We start from the raw sequence: 14,947 nt of genomic DNA, 5'->3' as shown, positions 1-14,947 counted from the left end.
CGGCAAGACGACGCTGCTCAATGTGCTGTCGACGATCGACAAGCCGACCTCCGGACGGATCGAGCTGAACGGAATCGATCCGATGCGGTTGAACGACAAGAAGCTGGCGCTGTTTCGCCGACGGGAGCTCGGTTTTATCTTTCAGGATTTTAATTTGCTCGATACGCTCACGATCAAGGAAAATATGATATTGCCGCTCGTGCTCGAAGGCGTTTCGCCGAAACGGATCGAAGAAGCGCTGGAGCCTTATGTCGAAATGCTGGGCCTTAAGGATATATTGGAGAAGCGGACGTACGAGGTTTCCGGCGGTCAGAAGCAGCGCGCCGCGATTGTCCGGGCGATGATTCACCGGCCTTCCCTGCTGCTTGCCGACGAGCTGACGGGCAATCTGGATTCGAAAGCGGCCCGCGACGTCATGGAGGCGCTCCGGCAGTTGAACGAACAGATGGGCGCCACGATATTGATGGCGACGCACGATCCGTTCTCCGCGAGCTACTGCAAGCGGATCGTCCTGATCAAGGACGGGCGGTTTTTCTCGGAAATCCGCAAGGGGACCGGACGGCAAAGCTTTTTTCAGCAAATTTTGGATGCCCTCAGCATGATGGGAGGACATTTCGATGACGTTCCGATCGCTCGCGCTTAGCAATATGAGAGGAAACTGGCGCTCGTACGGCGCTTTTTTTCTGAGCAGCGTCTTCTCTGTTTTCATTTTTATTTGTATGCCGCCTTTATCTATCACCCGGAAGTGCGAAACGGTCAGATTGCCTCCGCCGAGAATGTGTCGAAAATGATGATCGTCTGCGAATATTTGATCGGCGTCTTTTCGTTTTTCTTCATTCTGTATGCGAACTCGGCGCTGCTCAAGACCCGCAAGAAGGAATTCGGCTTGCTCGCGCTTTTCGGCATGACCCGCTGGCAGCTGCGCCGGCTCATCTTCTATGAAAATGCCGCAATGGCGGCCGTATCCGCCGGCGTCGGGATCGGACTCGGCATTCTGTTCAGCAAGCTGTTCTTTATGGCGCTCTCCGTTCTGCTCGGAACGAAGGCGGCGATCCGGTTTCACGTGCCGCCGGAGGCGGTATGGCTGACGGCAAGCGGTTTTATGCTGCTGTTCATGGCGATTACGGCGCTTTCGCTCGTCCGGATCGGCCGCACCGAAATAGCCGGTCTGCTCAAGGAAGCGCGCATGCCCAAGCCGGAGCCGGTTTTTCCGGATGGCTCGTTGCGCTCGCGGCGGTCTGTCTCGGTAGCGGATACGGGCTCGCGGTCGCAGCCGACGAGCATACCGTCGGGGTGCTCATCCTTCCCGTCACGGGACTGGTGACGATCGGAACCTATTTTCTGTTTACGCAGTGCAGCGTGGCGTTAATCCGTTTTTGCAGAAGCGGAAACGGCTGTACTACGACCGGACGAATATGATCGTCGTCTCCCAATTGGCGTACAAGCTGAAGGACAATGCCCGCATACTGTTCTTAAACGCCATATTGGGCGCGGTTGTACTGACGGCGGCCAGCACGGTGTGCGTTATTCTCGGGATGAACAGGGACAGTCTGCTGTACGGCACGCCGTATACGATCGGCTATTATGAAGTCGGGGAGACGTCCCGGCTGGTGGCGGATCCGGAAATGATCAGACAGATGATCGGGCAGGACGGAAGACAGCTGGCTTATGAGGCGCGCGCCGTCGCCGTGCCGATCCATCTGGACCGTTACGAGCTGCGAAATGGCGGAGTCATTACGCTGCAAAGCGCCGCTGTCGCCATTTCCGGGACCGATTACAACCGGCTGGCCCGGACGCTCGGCCGGGAGACGATTGCGCTCAGTCAAGGCGAAAGCTATTTGATCCTGCCTTACTATATGAACTGGTACACGCCGGAGAGGGTAACGGGAACGGCGGACGGCCGTACGTTCCATTATGCGGTTGCCGGTTTCTCGCACCGGCCGGTGCTGCCTCCAATCGGTCCTTTCACCTATACGCTTGTCGTCCGGGACGAACAATATGCGCAATGGCTGGCCGCCACGCCGCAGCATGAGCGGCTTGCGGCTTACGGATTCGAGATCAAAGACTGGAAGACGGCGGGAGAAACGGTGGACAAAATCAGGCAGTCGATCCCCGAGCAGTACCGGACCAAGCAGACGATGACGAGCCGTGTCGACGATTATGCCCAAATGCGGCAGCAGACAGGACAGGCCCTGCTGGTCGGCGTCTTTATTTGTGCGGTGTTCTTCATCGCATCCGGAAGCCTGATCTATTTCAAGCTGTTTACCGAGCTGCAAGACGATTTGGCGACATTTCGGGCATTAACCCGCATCGGCATGACGATCGGCGAAATCCGCCGCATCGCGGCGACGCAAATCGGCATTCAGTTTCTCGTGCCCGGTCTCGTCGGAGCCGTTCACACGTCGTTCGCCATGATTCCGCTCGGCAAGATTATGCATATCGACGCTTTGCGGTACGCCGCTACTATTCTGCTGATCTATTTCACCTTGCAAGCTATCTATTTTGCGGTGACGAGCCGCAATTATATGAGAAGCATTCGGAGAAAATTGCCGGTGTAACCGGTACTGGACGCCCTCTTGCAATCTTGAATTCTAACAAAATAAGGATAAGGCTTCTCACCACGGCATTCATCCAAGAGGTGAGTGTCTCCGCGGCATAAGGTATAGTAGAGGACAATAGAAAGGGAGATGAAGGATATGTCTGATACGGTTGCCGATACCGGTGGAGAAACGATACTGCCCGCGGAGGAACCGAACGTAGCGGCGCATGCGGCGCCGGTTAAGGTGCAGGGTCGCCAGCTTGCGAGCAAATGGGCCAAAACGAAGGCGCTGCTGTCGCATCCCCGGATTGCGCCGCATATTCCGCCGACGAGAATGTATAATGCGGAAAATTTAAAGAGCATGCTGAAGACGCATGGGATGGTCGTCATCAAGCCGGTCCGGGGAGGCGGGGGCCATGGTGTCATCAAAGTGTCAGCGGAAGGCGGCGGCTATTCGTATACGCAGCATATGAAAACGCACCGCTTCTCCAGCTTCGCCGCGCTGGGCAGAGCGCTCGATTCGAAACGGAATGGCCGCAAATATTTGATCCAGAAAGGCATCTGGCTGGCGACGGTCGGCGGCCGTCCGATTGATTACCGCGTCAAATATGTCAAAGAGGGCGGCAGGTGGAAGTACCGTTCGATGGTGGGCAGGGTAGCGCGTCCCGGCTTGTTCGTCACCAACCTGTGCCAGGGCGGAACGATGCTGACGGCGGCGCAAGGCATTTCCCGCTCGTTTTCGAAGTCGATGGTCAAGAGTAAAAAAAGGGAAATGCGCAAGTTGACAGAGCTGTCGACCCATGTGCTGACGAGCCGGTTTCCCGGACTCAGCCAGTTCGGATACGATTATGGAATCGATAAAAACGGAAAGATCTGGATATTTGAAGTGAATACGAGACCTCAATAACAGCATAGACGATTAAAAAGATTGATAGCATTGTTTGATAGTATTGAAGTTTTTATGAAAATGGTCTGCAAACCCGATTGTGAATAACACTATCCACATTGTCCCCATTGTGATTCCTTATTTTCGACGAATACCCACATCTTGTGCACAAGCTGTCCACATCATATTGTGGATAATTAGAACGCTTGTTCCGTCGTTTCGAGACATGCTAAGATGAGGATGGAAAAAGTTCAGGAATTGTTTTCCGGGAAGGGGTGGAGGAAATGGAGCTGCTTTCTGACGAGCTTCTGGTCGATACGTATTTCGCCGCGATTCAATACAAGCTGGATCCCGAATTTATTCGTCTTCTGGCAATCGAATTGAAGCGGAGAAAAATTAATCCGGAAGCTTATGAAATCGGCGCCTGACAAACGCCCTGACAACCGCTCGCTACACCAATCACATTTGCGAACTTGCAACCGATACCTCAAACCAATCGCGGCAGTGTGAACAATAGGCGATATGCCGGCATATACCGTCCGCAGACGCGGAAACGGGATCGTACTCGGCAATCGGCTCGTAAGGCGCATACGGCCCTGTCCAATCCGACGGGCGACCGCAATCATCCGCCATTTTCCCGCAGGATGCACACCTCACATTCAGTTGCTGAAATCCATTGCAGATCGGACATAACATAAGGGGTATCCTCCTAGCTGCGCTTCACATGGCAAAACGTTTAGGAAATAGTGCGGCAAGGTTAGGATACCCCATCATGCGTTATTCGGATTCAGGCGGATGTTACAGCTTCATATTGCTGCTATGTCCGGGCGACAGCCTCGCATCGGGATCGATATACACTTTGGCGTTGTTGATCGCGGTAGGCGCTTCGCCGAAGCCGACGGCGATCAGCTTGAGCTTGCCGGGATAAGTCGTAATATCCCCCGCCGCGAAGATGCCGGGGATATTCGTTTGCATTCGGGAGTCGACGACGATGGAGCCGCCTTCGATATTCAGTCCCCATTCGGCAATCGGGCCGAGCGACGAGACGAAACCGAAATTGACGATAACGGCGTCGACATCGATCGTCTGCGTCTCTTTCGTCTTGATATCGCCGATCGTGACCTGTTCGATCCGGTCGGTGCCGTGCAGCGCGGTAATTTCCTTCGGCGTCAGCACGTTGACGCGCGATTTCATCAAGTTCTCAACGCTGTGTTCATGCGCCCTGAACCGGTCACGCCGGTGAATGAGCGTCACGCTTTCCGCGATCGGCTCCAACATTAACGCCCAGTCGACCGCCGAATCGCCGCCGCCGCAAATCAGCACCTTCTGGCCTTTGAACTGCTGCAGGTCGCCTACGAAATAATGCAGATTTTTCTTTTCGAAAGCGGCCGCTTCCGGCAGCTCCAGCCTGCGCGGCTGGAAAGCGCCGACGCCTGCCGTTATGATGACGGCTTTGGCGTAATGGCGTCCTTTGTCCGTCACGACCTCGAACAGCCGCTCGTCGTGTTTGATAACTTGCACGACTTGCTCTTCCAGGCAAATCTCCGCATCGAAAAGCTCCATTTGCTTCTGCAGCCGGTTAACCAGTTCCTGAGCGGTAACCTTCGGAAATCCGGCCACATCGTAAATATATTTTTCCGGATACAGCGCGGCGAGTTGGCCGCCGAGCTGAGGCATGCTTTCGATCAGCTTGACGGACGCCTGGCGCATGCCGCCGTAGAAAGCGGCGAACATGCCAGCCGGTCCTCCGCCGATAATAATAAAATCGACAATTGAATCGGGTTGCGCATTCGACACAGGTGGCACCTCCACTTCTTTCTCTTTTGAATTTTCATTATTTTTCATTATAACGTTATGCGGCAGCCGAAGGAAATAAGAGTTTTGTATGTTATTCTAAACATTTTCGTATATTTTGCCCTTGATCTTTTATCCAAAACTTTGTATGATGTCAAAAGCAAACGGCAGAAGTGCCGCTTTACGGCATTTTGGCAACGTCATATGCCCTGATAGCGGGCCATTCATTTGCATAAGCTAACATAAAATAATTTCAACCGAGATTGTGTAATTTTTCACAAAGTGATGTTTTTCACAGATGATTTAATGAAGAAACAGAACAAAGATCAATTGGGAATGGAAGGGATACTGCATGAGCAATATACCGAAGATTGTCATTCTGGGCGCCGGCTACGGCGGCGTACTGACCGCGCTTCGTCTGCAGAAGGAACTGAACTATAACGAGGCCGACGTCACGCTGGTCAACAAGCATGACTACCATTATATTACGACACATCTGCATATGCCGGCTGCCGGGACTGACAATCCGGAGAATGCGCGCGTTAGCATTTCCAAGCTGATCGACGAGTTCAAAATCGATTTTGTCAAGTCGACGGTCGTCCAAATCCGTCTCCAGGACAAAAAGGTGATTCTCGAAGACGGCACATTGTCTTACGATTACCTGGTGATCGGTCTTGGCGGCGAACCGGAGACGTTCGGCATTCCGGGACTGGCCGAACATGCGATGAACATTCGCAGCATCAACTCGGTTCGGCTTATCCGCGAACATATCGAATATTGCTTTGCCCGCTACAAGCGCGAGCCGCACCGTACCGATTATTTGACGTTCGTCGTCGGCGGTGCCGGCTTTACGGGCATCGAATTCGTCGGCGAGCTGGCCGACCGCATTCCGGTGCTGTGCAAGCAATTTGACGTCGATCCTTCGCTCGTCAAAATTTACAACGTGGAAGCTGCGCCGACCGCGCTTCCGGGATTCGATCCGGAGCTTGTGGAGTATGCGATGGAAGTGCTGAGGAAAAAGGCGTGACGTTCCGGATCGGGACGGCCATTAAAGAATGCACCCCCGACGGCGTTGTCGTCGGCGAGGGTGAAGAGATCCGTGCGCAGACGGTGATCTGGACCGGCGGCATCCGGGGCAACCGGCTGATCGAAGAAGCCGGATTCGAGACGATGCGCGGCCGCGTCAAGGTCGACGAGTTTCTGCGCGCCCCCGGCCACGAGAACATCTATATCGTCGGCGACAATTCGATCATCTTCAATCCGGAAGGGCGCCCGTATCCGCCGACCGCGCAAATCGCCATGCAGCAAGGCGTGACCTGCGCGCATAATCTCGTCGCTTCGATTCGCAATCAGCCGCTCAAAAAATTCGAGTTCCACAATAAAGGAACTGTCGCTTCGCTCGGCAAGGGAGAAGCGATCGGCATCGCGTTCGGGAAGAAATACAAAGGCCGCGTCGCCGCGTGGCTGAAGAAGCTGATCGATCTTCGCTATCTGTTCATTATCGGCGGCATCCCGCTCGTGCTGCGGAAAGGCAAGTTTTTCTGATGCGCCACTGCAGCGTACAAGTCAGGGGATTGCTGACGAGAGACGAGCTTGACCGGTACAACGCGCTCATGGAAGTCGGAGCGTTCCTGGAATCGGCGAACCGTTACGATCTGGCTTATACGGTGCAGCATGAGATCGACCTGCTCATTCAGCCGGCTATCGAACGGCTCAAGGAGAAGGGACGCGCCCGCGACCGCGCGACCCGGGAATATTTGGAGGCCAAAAGGCTGGAGACGGAAAGCGCGGAAGAGCGCGAAGACTGATTCGACGCGAAGACTTACTGACTCGAAACGAAAAGGCTTTGTACGGCCACCGCGCAAAAGGCGGCTGCCGTACAAAGCCTTTGTTGTCCCGCAGACGGGATTACTGCCGAACGCTCAACATCCGGCGCAGTCCTTCATCCGTCAGCAGGTTGCCGACGTAGAAATCGCCGAAATCGCCGAAGCGGGCGCTGACCTCGTCAAAGCGCATTTCATAGACGAGCTTCTTGAATTGCAGCGCATCGTCCGCGAACAGCGTGACGCCCCACTCCCAATTGTCGAAACCGACGGAGCCGGTAATGATTTGCTTGACCTTGCCGGCGTATTGGCGGCCGATCATGCCGTGGCTGCGCATCATGGCGCGGCGTTCATCCATGCTCAGCATATACCAGTTGTCCGCGCCGCTTCTGCGCTTGTTCATCGGGTAGAAGCAGACATGCTTCGTCTTGGGCAAAATCGGCTTCAGGCGGGCGGCCACTTCGGGAATTTCCAGCGGGTTGACGCCGGGTTGTCCCATATAGTTGCTCAGCTCCACAACGCTTACATAGGAATACGCCGGCCGGGTAAAGGCGGCGAATGACGTTTTGTTGAACGCGGTTTCCAGCTCGTTCAGCTCCTCCAGCGTTTCGCGCAGATGCATGAGCATGAAGTCCGCCTTTTGTCCGACGATGGCGTAGAAAGCGGTGCTGCCTTGCTTTGCTTCTTCCGTGCCGGCCCACTCCCGTCTTAAGCTCTCCAGCTCCTCCGCCGCTTGCTGCCGCTCGCTTTCGGATGCGGAAGTCCAGGCCGTCCAGTCGATGGCGCGAAAATCGTGCAGCGCATACCAGCCTTCCAGCGTTTGTGCCGCTTCACTCATGTTCGTTCACTCCTTATCAATACCGGGTCGTTTGTACCGGATGGTTGCGTTGCTGTTATTGTAACGTAATGCGGCCGGCGGGAGCAAATGACGGTCTTGTGACAAAAGGATATCGCAAATTGACTTCGGCCAAGACATTCTTTAAACTGTACTGAGAAGCGAAAGGGGAAGACGACATGCTGCAAATCATTGTGGCGATGCTGCTGTTTTTGTCATGATGTTCGGCATCGGATTCATATTGAATATGCTTTTGAAAACGACATGGTTTCCGATTTATTTGTTTATCATCGTACTGCTGCCGCTCGGCATATGGGCGACCTGGAACGAGGACGCGTCTTTTGTCGAAAACTTTACGGCCTTTACGTTTGTCGATATGCTGCCGGCTATTGCCGCGCTGGTCGGCGCCTACTTCAGCGGCTGGACGATCCGTGCGCTGCGCCGCGGCGGGTACAAAATGTTTTGACAATGAACATGTTCGTTCGAAGCAAAGGCGTACGCCAACTTTTCAGCGGGATGCCGCAGGCGGTTGGCGTGCGCTTTTTGTTGTGCGCGATTTTGGGCGAGAACAGGCCGCGCAAAGGAGAAATTCGTCGAAACGCGCGAAGCCGGCCGGCGCCGGCGCGGTTATAAAACCTTTCCAGCGCATCGCTCCGGCCGCCCGTTTATGATAGAATAATAGAAAGTCTCATGGAGAAGTGGAGAAGATGCCATGCGCATCGCGAATTTGCATCATTTCACCGAGCATCACCGTTACTACATATTTCGGGGATTTTCGCTAAGTCCCCTCGACGAACATATGCTGTCCCACGTTTATCAGCCGATGATCGGAGCATCCGCGATTTCGCTGTACCGTCTTCTGTACCATCATGTGGCGGAAGGCCGCACAGGCTATTCGTCGCTGGAGCAGCAGCGCAAGCTGCTGCTCGGGCTCGGACTCGACATGAACGAACGCGGTCGCAAGCGGCTGATCGCGGACGCCTCCCGTCTGGAGGCGGTCGGCCTCTTGCAGACGTCCCGGCTGTTCGTGCCGGACAACGACGATTTCGTCTACGAATACGAGCTGATCGCACCGCTTTCGCCGGACGAATTTTCCGCAACCAGCATCTGGCGCTTCTGCTGACGGACAAGGTCGGCAAATATGCCGTCATCGCGCTGCGGGAGTCGTTCGCGGCGAAGGAGCCGGACGAGCTGGCGCAAGTGAAGCTGGAGCGGGAGAACATATCCGTCCCGTTCTATGAGCTGTTCCGGCTTAACGCGCATGCGTACGACTCCGAGCTCGAACAGGCGCTCGCGGAGGTGGCGCCCGATCGCCAGGGCGCCGCGCCTCCGCCGCTTGCGACGGCGGGCATCGCATACGGGGACATCATTATGCGGTTCCCGCGCAATTCGGCCAACCGCCGGTATGTGGAGCGGATGCGGACCGATGCGGACATGCTCGCGCAAGTGAATTACGTCGCCTACAAGTATTCGCTCGATGCGGCGGATCTGTGCCGGCTGCTGGACGAAGACGGCATGTTCGATGCAAACGGCGCTTTGCTCGTCGACGAGCTGCAGATGAAGGCGAATCAGCTGTACCGGCAGGACCGGAAGCGCGAAGAGGAACGCGAGCGCTATCTGGCGCGCACGCAGGGCAGGGGCGAGGCGGAGGCGGGTTCGTCCGATCAGGCGCCGGAGGAGTTCCCGGTCATGGCGGAGCATTATTTGCCCGTGCCGGCGCAGCTCGCCGGGCGTTGCGATATTCATCAATACAACATGTTGATGCGCAACGAGCCGCATACCCGGTTTATCCAGCGTTTTTTCCCCGGCGCCGTGCCGGAATGGCTTGACCGCGTGTTCGAGCGCATCGACCTGAATTATCGGCTTCCCGCGCCGGTCATCAATGTGCTCATCCATTACGTCATCGGCATGAACGACGCGCAGCGGGTTACCCGGGCGTTTATCGACGCGGTGGCGGCGAACATGCTGGTCAAGCGGATCGACACGTTCGAGAAGGCGGTCGGCTACGTGCGCGAGCAGATCGGGCTGGAAGCGGAGAAGGAGCGGCAGCAAACCGCGGCGAAGACCGGCGCCGCCGGAAGAAGCCGCGCAAGCAGGTCCGGCCGAAACGGGGGAACGGGGTCGCGCAAGCCGGCGATCCCGATCGTTCAGGATACCGGCGATACGGCTTCGATTTCGCCGGAGCGGCTGGAAGAGCTGCGCAAGCTGGCCCGCAAGCTGGACGGACAATCCTGAGGAGGTGACAGCGAATGGAATCGCTGAGCGATTTGTTGAAGCAATGGCGGGGCGGAGGCGCCATCTCCGAGCGTACGGAGAAGAAGGTGGCGGAGCTGATGGCCGACCCGCTCGTCGCGAAGCTGCGCATGAAACATCCGGAGCTCGACGAGCATGCCATTCGCCTGAACCTGAACCGGGTTTATCAATATGTGAAAGAATACCGGCAATGCTCCGCCTGTCCGGGGCTCGATCGCTGTCCCAACGATCTGGAGGGCCACTATACGCTGCTTTCCTTTGAAGGGGGTGCGGGCGGTCCGGCGCAGCTCGTCGACCGCAAAGTCGCGTGCAAAAAGCTGCTGGCCCGCCGGAATGAGGAACGCATCCGCAGCCGGATACGCAGCTTTTATATGGACGACCGGGCGCTGCGGCAGGGCTACTCGGCGGACGAAATATTGACGGCGGACCTGAAACGGAGCGAAGCGGTCGGGCGCATTCTGCGCTATATCGACAAGACGAAAGCCGAAGGGCTGCAGCAGGAAGGGCTGTACCTGGCCGGCCACTTCGGCACCGGGAAGACGTTTCTGATGTGTTATATGCTGCACGAGCTGGCCAAAGCGGGCTATTCCGGCATTATCGTCTACATGCCCGAATTCGTCGAAGATTTGAAGTCGATGCTGAACGAGCCCGGCCGTCTGCGGGAGACGGTCGAGCTGATGAAGCAGACCGATCTGCTCGTCTTCGACGATATCGGCGCGGAGAATCTGAATCCGTGGGTGCGCGACCACGTTCTCGGGCCGATTCTGAACTACCGGATGGAACGGAAACCGACGTTTTATACGTCCAATTATGATCTCGACGCGCTCGAGCGCCATTTCAGCTTTACCAATCGCGACGGCGACGAGCTGCACAAAGGACAGCGGCTGATGGACCGCATCCGCCCGTTCGTCGAGCCGGTCACCGTGAACGGCGAGAACAAGCGCTGGCGGAAGGACCGAACCGCCGATTAAAACCGCAACGATCCGGAGCGGGGAAGCGTTCGCCAAGAACGTTACCCCGCTCCGGATCGTTTTGTACCGCTATGTTGATCCCGATGTTCGTTCGAGCGGCCGGTAAAACAGTTGAACGCTCCCGGAACGAAGCGTCTTTGCCCGTTCGCGTATTCGCCATACTCGTCATCTACGCCATGCCAATCGATCTCCCCGTTTGGTCCTGCGAAGTAGCCGTCCAGCGAGACCAACTCTTGAACAATCAGTTTTCTCATTTTTATTCTCCTTCTGAAAGTTAAGATACTGCTATTCTATATCCCCTTCAATAATAGAGTTTCTTTCCGATTGCGGTCTTGTTTTCCGCGATTGGTCCCTTACCCCGCTCTGCGATGCGATGGTGCATTTTTTCCGATCTGCCGCTTTCTGTTACGGAATTTTCCATAGCATTTTGAAAGCGTTATCAGCGATGATTAAAATAAGAGCACGAGCTTACATCATCGCCAATGCAGGAGGGACGAATATGATGCGCTACCGTTTTCAGCTTCATTCCATTGTCGTGCAACTGTTCCTTTTTTCTTCGCGGGAATGACGCTGCCGGTGCTGATCGGCGGTCTGTTATCCTACTCCGTTTCGTCTTCCGTCGTGCAGGAGCAAGTCGGGAAAGTGGCGGCCCTGACAATCACCCAGGTCAACGACAAGCTGAATCTTTTCTTCAAGAAGCTCGACGATACCTCGATGATGGTGCTCAGCAGCAAAGACATTCACGGCTTTCTCGAAGCCAAAAAGGAGATGACGCTGTACGAAAGGGAGCAGCTGCTCAAAGATGCCAAAGAGCTGCTCACTTCCATCATGATCAATTCCCCGGAAATTCTCGACATCAACATTTTTGACGTGAAAAGGCAAAACGCCGTGCTCAGCTCCGATACGCTCATGTCGACTCCCGACCAGTGGGACTCCGGCTGGTACAAGGCGATTGTGGAAGCCGAAGGGAGGACGGTCTGGTTCGGTCTTTCCCGCACCTCCTATATCAAGGGAACGAATACCGGGTTTCCGGTGTTCGGGATGGGCCGGGCGATCAAAAGCTGGGAGACCGGCGATATTATCGGGGTATTGTTCGCCGAAGTGATGGGCGATGTGCTTATCGACGAGCTGGACCGCGTTCAGTTCGGCGATACCGGCTATACGTATGTCGTGAACGACGAAAACCGGTATTTCTATCATCCCGATCCGGCGTTGTACGGCGAAACGTCGGACATCGCGCTGCCGGACCGGGCGATCGAGCATATGTTCGGGAAAATCGGATGCTGCTCATCCCCGAAATGCTGGACAACGGGTGGCATGTCGTCGGCGTCGTGCCGCTGGAGGAACTGAACGCCGATTCGTTGACGATCCGCAACATTACGGTTTGGATTACGCTCGGTTCGATTTGCTGGCGATCGCCATGGGCTACTTTGTAACGCACAAAATCGGCAAGCCGCTCGTCGACCTCAGCCGGCTCATGCGCCGGGGAGAAGCCGGCGACCTGACCGTCCGTAGCCCGAACGTCGGACGGGGCGAGATCGGACAGCTCGGGCGGAGCTTCAACAAATGATCAATCAGATCGGGCTGCTCATCGCCCGCATCGCGGAGGAGGAATCGGAGAAGAAGAAGGCGGAAATCCGGGCGCTGCGCTACCAGATTAATCCGCATTTTCTTTACAACACGCTCAATTCGATCCGCTGGCTGGCGAAGCTGGGCCGGACGAACGATGTCGACAATGCGGTAACTTCGCTCGTCCAGCTGCTGGAGGGCAGCCTCGAACGAAACGGCGTATTCGTCCGGCTGGGAGAAGAGCTGGATTTGCTGCAAAAATATATGATCATTCAGGAGTTTCGCTACGACAATCGCATCGAGCTGCGGATCGACTGCCCGGATCATCTGCTGAACGTGCCGATTCCGCGCATGCTGCTGCAGCCGATTGTCGAGAACGCCATCTTTCATGGCATTGCGCCGAAGGACGAGGACGGCGTCATCGATATCCGCGTCGAAGAGACCGAACGCGAGCAGATCCGCATCGCCATTCGGGACGACGGCGTCGGCATCGCCCCCAGCAGAATGGAGCAGTTGCTGTCGACGGACGGGGAACGCGGCAGCCGCGGCATGACGAATATCGGCTTGCGCCATGTGCACCAGACGGTTCAACTTTACTACGGCGAGCAGTGCGGCATCAGCGTCGCAAGCGAGCAAGGCCGGGGAACGCAGGTGACGATCACGTTAACGAAATTGAAGGGGGATCATCATGTGCAGAGTGCTGCTGGTTGACGATGAGAAAATGGCGAGAATCGGCATACGGTCGGTGTTCGATTGGGAGAACGGGGGCTACGAGCTGGTAGGGGAAGCGTCCAACGGCCAGAAAGCGTTGAAATGGATTGAAAACGGGGAGGCCGACATTCTCATTACCGATATCGCCATGCCGGTCATGGACGGACTGGAGCTGACGCGCATCGCGAAGGCGCGGTGTCCGTGGATCAAGGTGCTGCTGCTCAGCTGCCACAGCGATTTCGAATATGTGCGCGAAGGGATTCGGCTCGGCGCCTCCGACTATATTCTGAAGCCGACGCTTACCGCGGAAGCGTTGAAGACGGCGCTTGACCGGATGCGGGCGAAGCAGGAGGAAGAGCGCGAGGAGCGGCGGATTATCGAACGCTTCAAGGATCAGAAGGAGAGCGAGGAGCTGAAGGAGCTGGAAAAAGCCTGTGCAAGGCGCTTTGCGGCCATACGGAGGCGATGGCGCGAATGAAGGCGTATTTGGCGGACCGGCCGTACCGGATGCTCGTTTGCGGCATCGACGCGGCGGAAGCGTCCGCGCCGGAGGACGAGGATGCGCTCTCCGAACAGGGAGAGTCGCTCCGCCGGCGGTTCGGACAGCTGTTCCCCGGGGCGCTGACCGTCCAGCTGCGGCAGGATATGCTGCTTGCGCTCGTGCCCGCGGCGCAGGAGAGCGGCCAGCACTTTCGCGAGCAAGCGGAGACGTTCCTGGAGCGGCAGGAAGGAGCCGCCGCTTATCCGTATTCGCTTGCCGCAAGCCGCCCGCACAGCGAAGTCGAGAAGCTGCGCCAGGCCTATACGGAAGCCAAGAAAGCGCTGGCCCACGCCTTCTTCACCGGTCCGGGCAAGCTTCATCTGGCCGAACAACGGGATAAGGACGGCTTCCATGGCACCGCCGGCTGCCGCGAGAAGGGCGGTTCTGACGACGAAAGCGGCATGTCGGCGATGAACGCGCTGAAGGAAGCGCTGACCGCCGGGTTCCGCTCGAAAGCGGAGCGGGAGCTGGACGCGATGATCGCCAGATGGACGCCCGGTGAACGCACGCGTACGGGCGTCATGCGGGAAGCGGAGGAACTGCTGGGCCTGTTCTCGCTCTGCAAGGGCGCCGGGGCGGAGGCGGTCCGCCATATTTGCGAGCTGAGCCGTCTGCGCTACAAGGCGGATATCGAACGCCATATCCGGAACTGCTTCCGCGAGCTGTGGAGCTTCGACGACAACGCGCGGCCGAACCGGTCGCTGCACGAGCGGATCGTCATGCAGGCGCTGCAGTACATCGAAGAGCATTACACCGAGTCGATCTCCCTGCAGCAGGTGGCCGACTGGGTATGCGTCAGCCGCAATTATTTCAGCGAAATGTTCAAGCGGGTAACGGGGCAAAACTTTATCGACTACTTGATCGCTTTGCGGCTGAAGCGGGCGAAGGAGCTGCTGCGCAACTCGTCGCTGCGCGTGTACGAGGTGGCGGAGCAGTCCGGATTCAACGATGTCAAATATTTCAGCAAGCAGTTCAAAAAACGGTCGGCATGACGCCTGCGGAATATCAGGGGCTCTCCGGTAAAG

At 56.6% G+C, this 14,947-nt stretch carries 16 protein-coding genes and 2 pseudogenes; 15 read left to right on the top strand and 3 right to left on the bottom strand.

Translation table 11 applies throughout. From position 1 onward, the window contains the following. The 5 genes from PACILC2_RS15560 to PACILC2_RS15540 all read left to right on the top strand — a co-directional run. Positions 1–643 (top strand): ABC transporter ATP-binding protein (locus tag PACILC2_RS15560; protein WP_213529367.1); only part of this gene is annotated, 643 nt, incomplete at its 5' end. A 144-nt stretch (positions 644–787) separates the two neighbouring features. Further along, on the top strand, positions 788–1,324 hold the full coding sequence (locus tag PACILC2_RS15555) for an ABC transporter permease (RefSeq protein WP_213529366.1): 537 nt from the start codon (positions 788–790) through the stop codon (positions 1,322–1,324). A 52-nt stretch (positions 1,325–1,376) separates the two neighbouring features. Further along, on the top strand, positions 1,377–2,558 hold the full coding sequence (locus tag PACILC2_RS15550) for a hypothetical protein (RefSeq protein ID WP_213529365.1): 1,182 nt from the start codon (positions 1,377–1,379) through the stop codon (positions 2,556–2,558). Between the two features lie 225 nt (positions 2,559–2,783). Beyond that, entirely contained in the window at positions 2,784–3,446 is a 663-nt protein-coding gene (locus PACILC2_RS15545) for a YheC/YheD family protein (protein WP_213529371.1), read from the top strand. Between the two features lie 263 nt (positions 3,447–3,709). Beyond that, entirely contained in the window at positions 3,710–3,853 is a 144-nt protein-coding gene (locus PACILC2_RS15540; protein WP_062491536.1) for a sporulation histidine kinase inhibitor Sda, read from the top strand. A gap of 370 nt (positions 3,854–4,223) precedes the next feature. On the opposite strand, the gene PACILC2_RS15535 is transcribed toward PACILC2_RS15540, so the two are convergent. Further along, positions 4,224–5,222 (bottom strand): NAD(P)/FAD-dependent oxidoreductase, encoded by a 999-nt coding sequence (locus PACILC2_RS15535; protein WP_256364511.1) that lies wholly within the window; start codon positions 5,220–5,222, stop codon positions 4,224–4,226. 349 nt (positions 5,223–5,571) lie between these two features. Between PACILC2_RS15535 and PACILC2_RS15530 the strand changes: the two are divergent. Together PACILC2_RS15530 and PACILC2_RS15525 are read left to right on the top strand one after the other, a co-directional pair. Then, positions 5,572–6,764 (top strand): annotated as a pseudogene (locus PACILC2_RS15530) (NAD(P)/FAD-dependent oxidoreductase). Next, positions 6,764–7,027: a hypothetical protein gene (locus PACILC2_RS15525; protein ID WP_062491542.1), complete on the top strand. Its 264-nt coding sequence runs from the start codon at positions 6,764–6,766 to the stop codon at positions 7,025–7,027. Before PACILC2_RS15530 ends, PACILC2_RS15525 begins: the two are co-directional and overlap by 1 nt. A gap of 100 nt (positions 7,028–7,127) precedes the next feature. On the opposite strand, the gene hemQ is transcribed toward PACILC2_RS15525, so the two are convergent. Then, the gene (gene hemQ / locus PACILC2_RS15520) at positions 7,128–7,880 is read right to left on the bottom strand and encodes a hydrogen peroxide-dependent heme synthase (RefSeq protein ID WP_062491544.1); all 753 of its coding nucleotides are present in this window, start codon (positions 7,878–7,880) and stop codon (positions 7,128–7,130) included. 214 nt (positions 7,881–8,094) lie between these two features. On the opposite strand from hemQ, the gene PACILC2_RS15515 reads away from it, so the two are divergent. The 3 genes and pseudogenes from PACILC2_RS15515 to dnaI all read left to right on the top strand — a co-directional run bounded on the left by PACILC2_RS15515 (position 8,095) and on the right by dnaI (position 11,101). Further along, positions 8,095–8,343, top strand: coding sequence for a YuiB family protein (locus tag PACILC2_RS15515; protein WP_213529364.1), 249 nt, complete (start codon positions 8,095–8,097; stop codon positions 8,341–8,343). A 246-nt stretch (positions 8,344–8,589) separates the two neighbouring features. Beyond that, positions 8,590–10,112: pseudogene (locus PACILC2_RS15510) on the top strand (replication initiation and membrane attachment family protein). Positions 10,113–10,126: 14 nt separating this feature from the next. Beyond that, positions 10,127–11,101 carry a primosomal protein DnaI gene (gene dnaI, locus PACILC2_RS15505; protein WP_213529363.1) on the top strand — a complete coding sequence of 325 codons (975 nt, stop codon included), beginning with the start codon at positions 10,127–10,129 and terminating at the stop codon, positions 11,099–11,101. A gap of 41 nt (positions 11,102–11,142) precedes the next feature. Here the strand turns inward: dnaI and PACILC2_RS15500 are convergent, their stop codons facing one another. Continuing rightward, positions 11,143–11,355: a dihydrofolate reductase family protein gene (locus tag PACILC2_RS15500; protein ID WP_213529362.1), complete on the bottom strand. Its 213-nt coding sequence runs from the start codon at positions 11,353–11,355 to the stop codon at positions 11,143–11,145. Between the two features lie 310 nt (positions 11,356–11,665). Here PACILC2_RS15500 and PACILC2_RS27045 point away from each other — a divergent pair, with 310 nt between their 5' ends. Genes PACILC2_RS27045 through PACILC2_RS27025 form a run of 5 tightly spaced genes read left to right on the top strand, consistent with a single transcriptional unit; the run spans position 11,666 to position 14,914 of the window. Then, positions 11,666–12,451 (top strand): cache domain-containing protein, encoded by a 786-nt coding sequence (locus tag PACILC2_RS27045; RefSeq protein ID WP_244863547.1) that lies wholly within the window; start codon positions 11,666–11,668, stop codon positions 12,449–12,451. A gap of 34 nt (positions 12,452–12,485) precedes the next feature. Further along, the gene (locus tag PACILC2_RS27040; RefSeq protein ID WP_244863546.1) at positions 12,486–12,671 is read left to right on the top strand and encodes a HAMP domain-containing protein; all 186 of its coding nucleotides are present in this window, start codon (positions 12,486–12,488) and stop codon (positions 12,669–12,671) included. After that, positions 12,668–13,381 carry a sensor histidine kinase gene (locus tag PACILC2_RS27035; RefSeq protein WP_244863545.1) on the top strand — a complete coding sequence of 238 codons (714 nt, stop codon included), beginning with the start codon at positions 12,668–12,670 and terminating at the stop codon, positions 13,379–13,381. The genes PACILC2_RS27040 and PACILC2_RS27035 overlap by 4 nt, the downstream gene beginning before the upstream one ends. Next, entirely contained in the window at positions 13,359–13,859 is a 501-nt protein-coding gene (locus tag PACILC2_RS27030; RefSeq protein WP_244863544.1) for a response regulator, read from the top strand. The genes PACILC2_RS27035 and PACILC2_RS27030 overlap by 23 nt, the downstream gene beginning before the upstream one ends. Continuing rightward, positions 13,856–14,914 (top strand): helix-turn-helix domain-containing protein, encoded by a 1,059-nt coding sequence (locus tag PACILC2_RS27025; protein WP_244863543.1) that lies wholly within the window; start codon positions 13,856–13,858, stop codon positions 14,912–14,914. The genes PACILC2_RS27030 and PACILC2_RS27025 overlap by 4 nt, the downstream gene beginning before the upstream one ends. Positions 14,915–14,947: the final 33 nt, after the last annotated feature.

The organism is Paenibacillus cisolokensis, assembly GCF_018403665.1.
Classification (GTDB): Bacteria; Bacillota; Bacilli; order Paenibacillales; family Paenibacillaceae; genus Paenibacillus_AH; species Paenibacillus_AH cisolokensis.
This window is presented reverse-complemented; position numbering and strand designations above follow the sequence as displayed.

What these genes read in the sequence shown, in the direction of transcription:
- PACILC2_RS15500 (WP_213529362.1), bottom strand. Translation starts at nt 11,355, where the DNA reads ATGAGAAAACTGATTGTTCAAGAGTTGGTCTCGCTGGACGGCTACTTC.
- PACILC2_RS27035 (WP_244863545.1), top strand. Translation starts at nt 12,668, where the DNA reads ATGATCAATCAGATCGGGCTGCTCATCGCCCGCATCGCGGAGGAGGAA.
- PACILC2_RS15540 (WP_062491536.1), top strand. Translation starts at nt 3,710, where the DNA reads ATGGAGCTGCTTTCTGACGAGCTTCTGGTCGATACGTATTTCGCCGCG.
- PACILC2_RS27045 (WP_244863547.1), top strand. Translation starts at nt 11,666, where the DNA reads ATGACGCTGCCGGTGCTGATCGGCGGTCTGTTATCCTACTCCGTTTCG.
- PACILC2_RS27025 (WP_244863543.1), top strand. Translation starts at nt 13,856, where the DNA reads ATGAAGGCGTATTTGGCGGACCGGCCGTACCGGATGCTCGTTTGCGGC.
- hemQ (WP_062491544.1), bottom strand. Translation starts at nt 7,880, where the DNA reads ATGAGTGAAGCGGCACAAACGCTGGAAGGCTGGTATGCGCTGCACGAT.
- PACILC2_RS15515 (WP_213529364.1), top strand. Translation starts at nt 8,095, where the DNA reads ATGATGTTCGGCATCGGATTCATATTGAATATGCTTTTGAAAACGACA.
- PACILC2_RS27030 (WP_244863544.1), top strand. Translation starts at nt 13,359, where the DNA reads ATGTGCAGAGTGCTGCTGGTTGACGATGAGAAAATGGCGAGAATCGGC.
- PACILC2_RS15555 (WP_213529366.1), top strand. Translation starts at nt 788, where the DNA reads ATGATGATCGTCTGCGAATATTTGATCGGCGTCTTTTCGTTTTTCTTC.
- dnaI (WP_213529363.1), top strand. Translation starts at nt 10,127, where the DNA reads ATGGAATCGCTGAGCGATTTGTTGAAGCAATGGCGGGGCGGAGGCGCC.
- PACILC2_RS15525 (WP_062491542.1), top strand. Translation starts at nt 6,764, where the DNA reads ATGCGCCACTGCAGCGTACAAGTCAGGGGATTGCTGACGAGAGACGAG.